7 protein-coding genes are annotated in these 8,787 nt (G+C 31.6%); all 7 read left to right on the forward strand.

Annotated features, from left to right (window positions below; genetic code table 11):
- The first annotated feature begins 11 nt into the window (after positions 1–11).
- The 7 genes from LJE09_RS11230 to LJE09_RS11260 all read left to right on the forward strand — a co-directional run bounded on the left by LJE09_RS11230 (position 12) and on the right by LJE09_RS11260 (position 8,092).
- Positions 12–1,325, forward strand: a complete 1,314-nt coding sequence (locus LJE09_RS11230; RefSeq protein ID WP_173697763.1) for a hypothetical protein — start codon at positions 12–14, stop codon at positions 1,323–1,325.
- Positions 1,319–2,566, forward strand: coding sequence for a glycosyltransferase family 4 protein (locus tag LJE09_RS11235; RefSeq protein WP_173697764.1), 1,248 nt, complete (start codon positions 1,319–1,321; stop codon positions 2,564–2,566). Before LJE09_RS11230 ends, LJE09_RS11235 begins: the two co-directional genes overlap by 7 nt.
- Before the next feature lie 21 nt (positions 2,567–2,587).
- Positions 2,588–3,412 carry a glycosyltransferase family 2 protein gene (locus LJE09_RS11240; RefSeq protein WP_173697765.1) on the forward strand — a complete coding sequence of 275 codons (825 nt, stop codon included), beginning with the start codon at positions 2,588–2,590 and terminating at the stop codon, positions 3,410–3,412.
- A gap of 313 nt (positions 3,413–3,725) precedes the next feature.
- Entirely contained in the window at positions 3,726–4,625 is a 900-nt protein-coding gene (locus tag LJE09_RS11245; RefSeq protein ID WP_173697766.1) for an acyltransferase family protein, read from the forward strand.
- Positions 4,622–5,815, forward strand: coding sequence for an O-antigen ligase family protein (locus LJE09_RS11250; protein ID WP_227311336.1), 1,194 nt, complete (start codon positions 4,622–4,624; stop codon positions 5,813–5,815). Before LJE09_RS11245 ends, LJE09_RS11250 begins: the two co-directional genes overlap by 4 nt.
- A gap of 15 nt (positions 5,816–5,830) precedes the next feature.
- Positions 5,831–6,625, forward strand: coding sequence for a glycosyltransferase family 2 protein (locus LJE09_RS11255; RefSeq protein ID WP_118521056.1), 795 nt, complete (start codon positions 5,831–5,833; stop codon positions 6,623–6,625).
- A gap of 9 nt (positions 6,626–6,634) precedes the next feature.
- Complete coding sequence (locus LJE09_RS11260; protein ID WP_173697767.1) at positions 6,635–8,092, forward strand: lipopolysaccharide biosynthesis protein; 1,458 nt, start codon at positions 6,635–6,637, stop codon at positions 8,090–8,092.
- The last annotated feature ends 695 nt before the right edge of the window (positions 8,093–8,787 follow it).

Genomic DNA, 8,787 nt, shown 5'->3' on the forward strand with positions numbered 1-8,787 from the left:
AGAGTAAAGAAATGAATTGTACAGAGGTTTTTAATTATATATTTGAATCTTTCAATTCGAATAATATTGATTATGCTATTATTCATTCATATCAATATTTGCCGGATAGATTTGACTCTGATATAGATACAGCAATCAATGTTCCGAATATAAAGGACGCTATCAAGTTGCTTGATGATACCTTGGTTGGAACTGGCTGGAGAGTAATTCAATTTTGGCGGCATGAAAACTATGCAGCAGATTGTGTTATTTCGAATGATGATGAGTTTCTTCAAGTTGATTTTTGCACACATTATGAGAGAAATGGTCGAGTTGTAATTTCAGTACAAGAACTCTTAGATGGCAAGAGAATGTACAAAAATTTTTATATACCAAAACCACAAACTGAATTTACATATGTCTTAGTAAAAAAAATACTGAAGAAAGTCTTTTCTGATGGTAGTAAGCAACGGCTGACTGCATTGTGGAAAGCAATGAACGAAAAAGAAAGGCAGGAAACGAAAGCCGGTCTGAAAAGATTCATAGCGGAAGACCAGATTAATGAAATTCTTGAGTGTGTTGATTCATCGCAATATAACTTGATTGATTTAGAACGAGCACATCAGCTATTAAAAAAGAAAACTTCCAATGTTGCGGATAATCTGCATTATAAAGTGTTTGATTTGAAGCGTAGATTTGAGAGAATTGTTCATCCTACAGGTCTTTTCATTGTTTTGCTAGGGGTAGATGGCGCAGGAAAAACAACGATTGCAGAGAATTTAAAAGCTAGATATGTTACGGCATTTAGAAAAATTGATCATTATCATTCAAGAGTGCGTGTTTTAAAAGATATTTCTCAGTTAAAAAAAGATGCCACACCGATTGATGCATCAAATCCTCATGGAAAGAAGCAAAAAGCAGGAAAATTCACTTCAGTAGCTAAGTTTGGCTATTATTTTCTGGATTTTTTAATTGGAAATGTAAAGATTGCTATTGCAAAAATTAAAAGTACACTGGTATTGGTTGAAAGATATTATTATGACTATTCAATAGATAAAGTGCGTTATAACTTGAATTTGTCGGATAAATTTCTTTCGTTTTTTGAACATTTTGTTTTAAAACCAGATGTTATATTTATTTTAACTGGTGATAGTAAGAAACTGCTGGATAGAAAACATGAAATCACAATTGATGAAATTGATGAACAGAAGAGAAAATTGAATGAAAGATTCATTAATAATCCCAAAGCAGTGTTTATTGATACTACAGAAGGAACAGTTGATGAATGTGTTAATAAAATGCTTAAAGAATGCAATGCAATTATGAGGAAACGAAGAAAATGGTAAAAAATAGAATTCGGGTTTTAATATCAGCGTATGCATGTGAACCAAATAAGGGTTCAGAACCTGGTGTGGGTTGGAATTGGGCACTACAAATGGCAAAAATGGACGAGGTTTATGTTATAACCCGCTCTAACAATCGAAAAGTTATCGAAACATTTTTACAGAAACATCCAGTGGAACATCTTCATTTCTATTATCATGATTGTGCTACATGGAAAAGAAAAATGAAGAAATTGCCAAATGGTATATTTGTTTACTATAAAATGTGGCAAAAAGAAATATTACCTATCGCAAGAAAAATTGTTGAAGATGAGAAAATCGATATTGTACACCATATAACATTTAATGAATTTAGAACACCAGGAAAGCTGTATCAACTTCCAGTGCCATTCGTTTGGGGGCCAATTGGAGGCGGGCAGTTTTATAATCCTATTTTCAAAGACGCTTATTTTAGTCGAAAAGATATCAACAAAGAAAAATTAAGGAATTTTATCAATAGATTCTATTTGATATTCTCTAGTGATATTAAAGCAGCTGTTAAAAAGGCAAATACTATTTTAATTGCAGATCAGTCCACAGAAAGTATTATGCCGAAATCAAGAAAGTACGTTCGCTTGCTAGAGACAGGGTATGACCTGAAAAGGAATGAAGTGAAAGATTATGATGAGGATTTAACAATCAACAAAAAGAGGCCGATTAGGCTTTTATGGGTGGGCGGTATTTGGCCACGAAAAGGTTTAAAAGTTCTGATTGATGCCTTGCATAATAGCCAATTTGAAAATTATTCATTAAGCATTGTTGGAGATGGGCAGGATCGTAAAGCGTCTGAAAGACTTGTGCGAGAATATGGAATTGAGGAAAAGGTACGTTTCTTAGGGGCGTTAAGCTATGATGAAGTGAATAGTTTATATGACAACGCAGATGTTTTTGTGTTTACAAGTTTACGAGACACATCTGGAAATGTTGTGTTAGAGGCAATGTCTCATGGTCTGCCAGTCATTGCAATTAATCACCATGGCGTTGGAGAAATTGTTACAGACGAAACGGGTGTTTTAATTGATCCTGTTTCTTATGAATCTGTAAAACAAGGATTTCTAAGGGCAATTGAACAGTATGCACAAAATCCTTATCTAATGGAAAAGCATGGTATAGCTGGTCGAAAACGATTGGAAACACATTATTCTTGGGAGAATAATGCAAAAGTGTTACAAGATATATATGGGAGAATAGTTGCAGAAAAATAAAGAATTGAAGGAGAAAATGAAGTGGCTGAAAAGATTTCTATTATTACAATTTCATACAATTCAAAAAATACTATAGAAAAAACGATTCTTTCGATTTTAGGGCAATCATATCGGCCATTGGAATATGTTTTTGTTGATGGTGGATCAAAAGATGGAACAATAAACTTGATAAAAAAGTATATTCCAGAATTAGAAAAGGCAGGAATAGAAGTAAATTATAAATCGGAACCAGATCATGGTATTTCTGATGCTTTTAACAAAGGAATTCAGAGGAGCAGTGGAGATATCATTGGAATTATAAATTCAGATGATCAACTTATGGATGAAGCATTAGTGAAAATTGCAGATGCTTTTACACCAACAGTTGATATTGTATGTGGGGATTGTCTTTGGATTGATGCTGAGCGTAATCTGCAATATATTAGAAAGTCTAAAATGCAATTGAAAAAATTAAAATATGAAATGGTACTTATGCATCCGACATGTTTTGTAAGAAGAACAGCTTACGAAAAATGGGGAGGCTTTGATATTAATCTTAGATACATAATGGATAAAGATTTAATGGCACGATTTTATAGCAAGGGAGCTAATTTCAAATATACACCAAATGTAATTGTATCAATGTCAGCTGGCGGTGCAAGTGATGCCAATGCAAAAAAAGTCTTTGAAGAAGGTGTTATTGTTGCGACTAGAAATGGAGTTCCAAGGGGAATCGCTGTATTTCGTGGAAAATATAAAGGGATCAGATTAAAACTTATCAATGGCATAAAGAATCAAAAGAAATTATGGGGATTTTTGTATACTTTAAAGAATAAAAGAAATTGTTCAAAAAAATACTTTATATAAATTTTGCTATGAAACAAAAACTATCGGGTATTACTGACTGCCGGTAATACAGTGGAATACTTTAAAAATGCTAGGACTAGGAGTTTGACTAATATAGATATTATGATATCTATCATTCCTGGCTCTGTTTTTAAGGTGAAAAAAATCATTATAGTCAGTAAAATCAATAGATTTAAATCTGCCAGAATAGGAGGGGTGGTCATAACAATGTTTGAATTTGTTATATATTTAAAAGCTCTTGCGACAATATTAATAACTAATTCGCATTTTGATACCATTTATCCAATATCACAATTGTCCATGGGAGGAAGTATTGGTAATAGTATCTTTTTTTGGGTATCTGGGTTTTGTCTTTCGAATATTAAAAGCCGAGGGTCAATTGTCGTGGACGGGGGGGGCTTGGTATTTGCACAGATTGTGGAGAATATATCTTCCATGCGTGGTTGCTGTTTTAATAAATACTTTCTACAGATATATGATACATATAGCAACCCCTAACTTAAAGGAGATATTAGGAAATATTGTGAATCCGACAGTAGGATTCTGGTTCGTTCAAGCAATATTGGTTTTGTATATACTCTATTATATTACAGTTAGATTGCTTGATAATGGAACACTTAGTTTCAAAGTAGTTTTCATAACAATTGGGATAATATATACAATTTCATATGTATTGTGTGTTGATAAATCATATGTATCCATAGAAAGGGATAGCTTATTTAAGTGGATTTATTATTTTGCAGTTATGATGTTGGGTTTTTATTGCAAGAAAAAGAAAAGGAGTAATGCCCAAAATAAAGTCAGTTTATTAATTGTTTGTAGTGCTATGTTCGTGATATTTTATGGCTTGCAATTCGTTATTAAACGATGTACTGTCCTGCTTCCGTTTCAGTTTATTATTCATGTTGAAGAAGTTGTTTTTATTTATTATATTACTTATTTGTTTGAAAACCTTGAGAGCTTTTTTATTAAAATTAAACACAAAACAGCTATTTCAAAAATTGCTGATTCTCTGGCCAAAATCACATTAGAGATTTATCTAGTACAAATGGTAGTAATAGATTTATGTGCGGAACATTTAGCATTTCCTCTATCATTTGTAGTCGCCGTAGTCGGAATATATGTGTATGCTATTATAGTCAACTCTATTTCAACTCAAGTCAGAAGAATAGTAGAAAAAATAGTTATTAGAAAGAAGAAAGCTAAAATATGAAGATAAAGAAAGAAACAATAGTATGGATATTTCTTATAGTGCCTTTTTTTTATCCAAGCAGCATTGCAGATACAAGTTTGTCTTCTATATGGTATTATTGGAAACTTTGTGCAGTAGCCTGTGGCGTAATTTATATCTTTAAACGAATAAAAAAAATAAAATGTTTGGAAAAATCAACGTGGTTTATAATTGTAATGTACATAATGCAGATAATAGCTTCTGCTATAAACAAACTTGATATATTATATGATTTTAAGACTGCGGTTATGATGGGGGTCTTTGTACTTGTAGTATCCTTTCTTTTATATGAATATGGAAACAGAGCGATACTTTTCTTTTATAGATTAGTGAATGTTTTTATTTGGTTGAACTTTTTGTCAGTTATTTTTTTATACGGAAGAGGTATAGCAAGAGATTCCTATGATACTGCCATATATTTTTGGAGTACAAAAAACCATATTATTAGTCTTACAATAGTATATTTAGTGATAATATTTTATTTATATAATGAAAATTACATTCATAAAAAAGGATTTCTGTCAGGGGTTAGTGTGGCAACTATAGCTGTATTTTTGATGGGATCTTCGACTGCAATTACAGCGTTGATAGTTTTGGGGGTGTTTATGTGGTATTGCACTGTCTGCAATAAAAGAAAGAAACCAGCAAATATGAAAGCCGGGATAGTTATTGGTGTTATTGCAGATGTTGCTATTGTTGTGTTTCGAGTACAGGAAAAATTAGGACTATTTATTGGAACAATATTTGGAAAAGATACGACATTGACTGGACGAACAGATTTATGGGATCAAGCGCTTGAATTAATAGGCATACACTTTTTATACGGAAAAGGTGATTCATATGCATTGAATCAATATGGATGGTTGACCAAAACCTACTGGAATGATAAAACGCAGATTCTTGAAGATGTGTATTTTGTTGCACATAATCAGTTCCTGGAGGTTTTAGTAAATGGAGGTATCATATGTCTGATTCCATTTCTGTTATTTTTCTATAGCATGATTAAGTCTGCACGAAAAATACGAAATTACAATTATAAAAATATTATTGCAGCTGCAATTTTGGGTTATTTTATTGCAATGATTACCGATTTAATTACACCGTATGAACCACTTTACTTATTTATATTAATATCTTCATATATATATATATGTGTGAAAAACGACCGGTAGGAAGGATGAAGAAAGATGAGTGAATTAAAAATTACAATAGTTACAGCCGTGTATAATGGAGAAAAATACATTGAAGAATGTATAAAATCTATTATGAATCAAACATACCAAAATTTTGAACATATTATTATGGATGGTGGTTCGACCGACAATACGCTTGAAATAGCTAAGAAATATGAAAAATTATATAATGTTAAAATTTATAGTAGAAAAGACAATGGAATGTATGATGCCATAGCAAATGGATTCGAGTTAGCAACAGGGGATATTTTGTGTTGGCTTAATTCGGATGATATGTTAATGCCTTGGGCGTTTGAAGTGATGCAAAAAGTGATAAGTGAAACAAAAGCTCAATGGTGTATGGGATTTCCTACATATTGGAATGATAATAATATAAGCAGATGTCAATTCAGGATTAGTACATATACAAGAATGGCTATTAAAGCAGGATTACATGATGGAAGAATTCTTCCTTTTATTCAGCAGGAGTCAACATTTTGGACAAAAGAATTATGGGAAAAAAGTAAAGGAAGTTTAATTAGAAATTATAAAATGGCAGGAGATTTTCAGTTATGGAAAAATTTTGCGAAATATGAACCTTTATATAAAGTGAATTCAACAATATCAGGCTTTAGACAACATGAAGGTCAAAAAAGCAGTGATAAAGAAAAATATTACTTTGAAGTAGGCAATTTTAATATGCTATATAGATTCTTTGTGAAAACCAAGTTATTAAAAATTTTTGATGCTTTATTAAGTTTGACAAAACGAAAGGATCGTATATTACTTCAGGATTTATATAAGAAATAAGGAAAAAATATGAGCGATAATGAAATAAAAAGCATAAACGGTACAAAAGAAAAAGTTTTAGCAGGATTATTTTGGACATTTGGTGAGAGAATCCTAGCCCAGGGAGTGTCTTTTATATTATCAATAATTTTGGCTAGAATTTTGCTTCCAAGTGAATATGGAATTATTGCAATGGTAATGGTTTTTATTAATATTGCAAATGTCTTTACTAGTACAGGATTTGGAGAGGCTCTTGTACAAAAGAAAGATGCAGATGAATTGGATTTTTCTACCGTATTTTTTTGTACATTAAGTTTGTCTATAGTTATTTATATTATATTATTTATTGGAGCCCCATATATTGCCGAATTTTATCACACAAAGGAAATTATTTTGGTGCTTAGAATTTTATCAATAAAGATTGTATTATCATCAATAGCAACAGTGCAACATGCGTATGTTCAGAAGAGAATGATATTTAAGAAATTTTTCTTTTCAACTTTAGGAGGAACTGTTATTTCAGGAATTTTAGGTATCGTATTGGCATATTCTGGCTTTGGCGTTTGGGCACTTGTGTTTCAATATTTGACAAATACAATTATTGACATATTGGTATTGTTGAAAACTGTGCCATGGCATCCAAGATTAATATTTTCTGTTGAACGTGCAAAACAATTGATGGATTTTGGATGGAAATTGGTTTTTTCCAATTTAATTAATGTAGTATATAATGAATCGAGAAGTCTTATTATTGGACGTTCTTATTCATCAGCAGATCTTGCTTATTATAATAAGGGAAATCAAATACCATCTTTGGCAATTACAAATATTGATACAGCAATTGGCAATGTAGTTTTTCCTGCTATGTCAGCAGCAGAAGATAAAGAAAGACTGAAGGCTATAGGAAGAAGAGCTATGAAAACAACTTCTTATATTATTTTTCCGATAATGATCGGATTAATAGTGGTGTCTAGACCTCTTATTCTATTATTATTGACAGATAAGTGGAGCAATAGCATTATTTACATGCAAATTTTGTGTTTGTATTGGATGACTCAGCCAATACAGACTACAAATTGGCAAATCATTAAAGCTATTGGAAGAAGCGACTTATGTTTAAAGCTTGAAATTTTAAAAAAAGCGATAGGAATTACAATGGTGGTTATTGCGATGTACTTTGGTGTATTTGCTATTGCCGTTTCAGCCGCGATATTTGGAATTATTTCAATGGTAATTAACATTTTGCCAAATAAAAGCTTAATTGATTATTCTATAAAGGAACAGTTATTAGATATCTTTCCGGCTTTGATAAGCGCTGTTATAATGGGAGTCGGTGTTTATTTTATATCATATTTATCCTTGCCTGTTATAATTCAGTTTGCTGTACAGATTATATTTGGTGCTATAATTTATGTAGGAATCTCATATGTATTCAAGGTTGAATCATTTGAATATATTTTATCTATAGTTAAGAAAAAAATAAAATGATTTTACTTTCACAGTTGAGGAACATTGGAATCTGACCGTGCGTCCAGCTAAGGGTATATATCTGAACTTTTCATAAAAGTTACACTAAATAGCTAAAAAGCTTGAAAACAAGTTATTTTCTCCAAATTGGTTTTAGTGTAACTGTTACACTAAAATCATCCATGAAAATCTAGTATTTATACGGCGTAGCGGATTTAGTGTAACTTTTTTGCAGAGTTCACACTAAAAGAAATATGCTGATCAGAATGCTTATAAGATGATTTATTACTCGATTGGAATAAAATTTGCATAAGTTTAATTTCTTAAGCTGGTTGTATATGAATGTAGAATGATGTATAGTATTTGCGAGAGACACCTTCTTTCGTAAATGTTGCAAATGTTTGTTTAGGCACTTTCATTATACAACACACGGAATCAAGGTGTCTTTCTTTTATGCAAAATCACGAACTTGCTCATTTATAGGTAAGTGAATGGATTGCATCTCAAGCCGCATTTATTCAGACTTTATTTAGAGATATTAGCTGGGAAAGTTGAGTAAATAAAATCTGAAAGTAAAAAAATATATCAAAGTATGTATTGGAGAGGGAAACAATAACGTCCCTTTCAGGATATTATGCTGTGAATACTCCGGGGTCAGACTCCAATGTGGTCAACCTAGCGTCAACTTAGGGACATATTAGCAAATAGCCTCCAAT

The sequence above is a fragment of the Blautia sp. DFI.3.45 genome (genome assembly GCF_020593505.1).
Lineage (GTDB): Bacteria > Bacillota > Clostridia > Lachnospirales > Lachnospiraceae > Blautia_A > Blautia_A wexlerae.

Coding starts and splice junctions, on each gene's coding strand:
- LJE09_RS11255 (WP_118521056.1), top strand. CDS start 5,831: ATGAGTGAATTAAAAATTACAATAGTTACAGCCGTGTATAATGGAGAA.
- LJE09_RS11260 (WP_173697767.1), top strand. CDS start 6,635: ATGAGCGATAATGAAATAAAAAGCATAAACGGTACAAAAGAAAAAGTT.
- LJE09_RS11235 (WP_173697764.1), top strand. CDS start 1,319: ATGGTAAAAAATAGAATTCGGGTTTTAATATCAGCGTATGCATGTGAA.
- LJE09_RS11230 (WP_173697763.1), top strand. CDS start 12: ATGAATTGTACAGAGGTTTTTAATTATATATTTGAATCTTTCAATTCG.
- LJE09_RS11250 (WP_227311336.1), top strand. CDS start 4,622: ATGAAGATAAAGAAAGAAACAATAGTATGGATATTTCTTATAGTGCCT.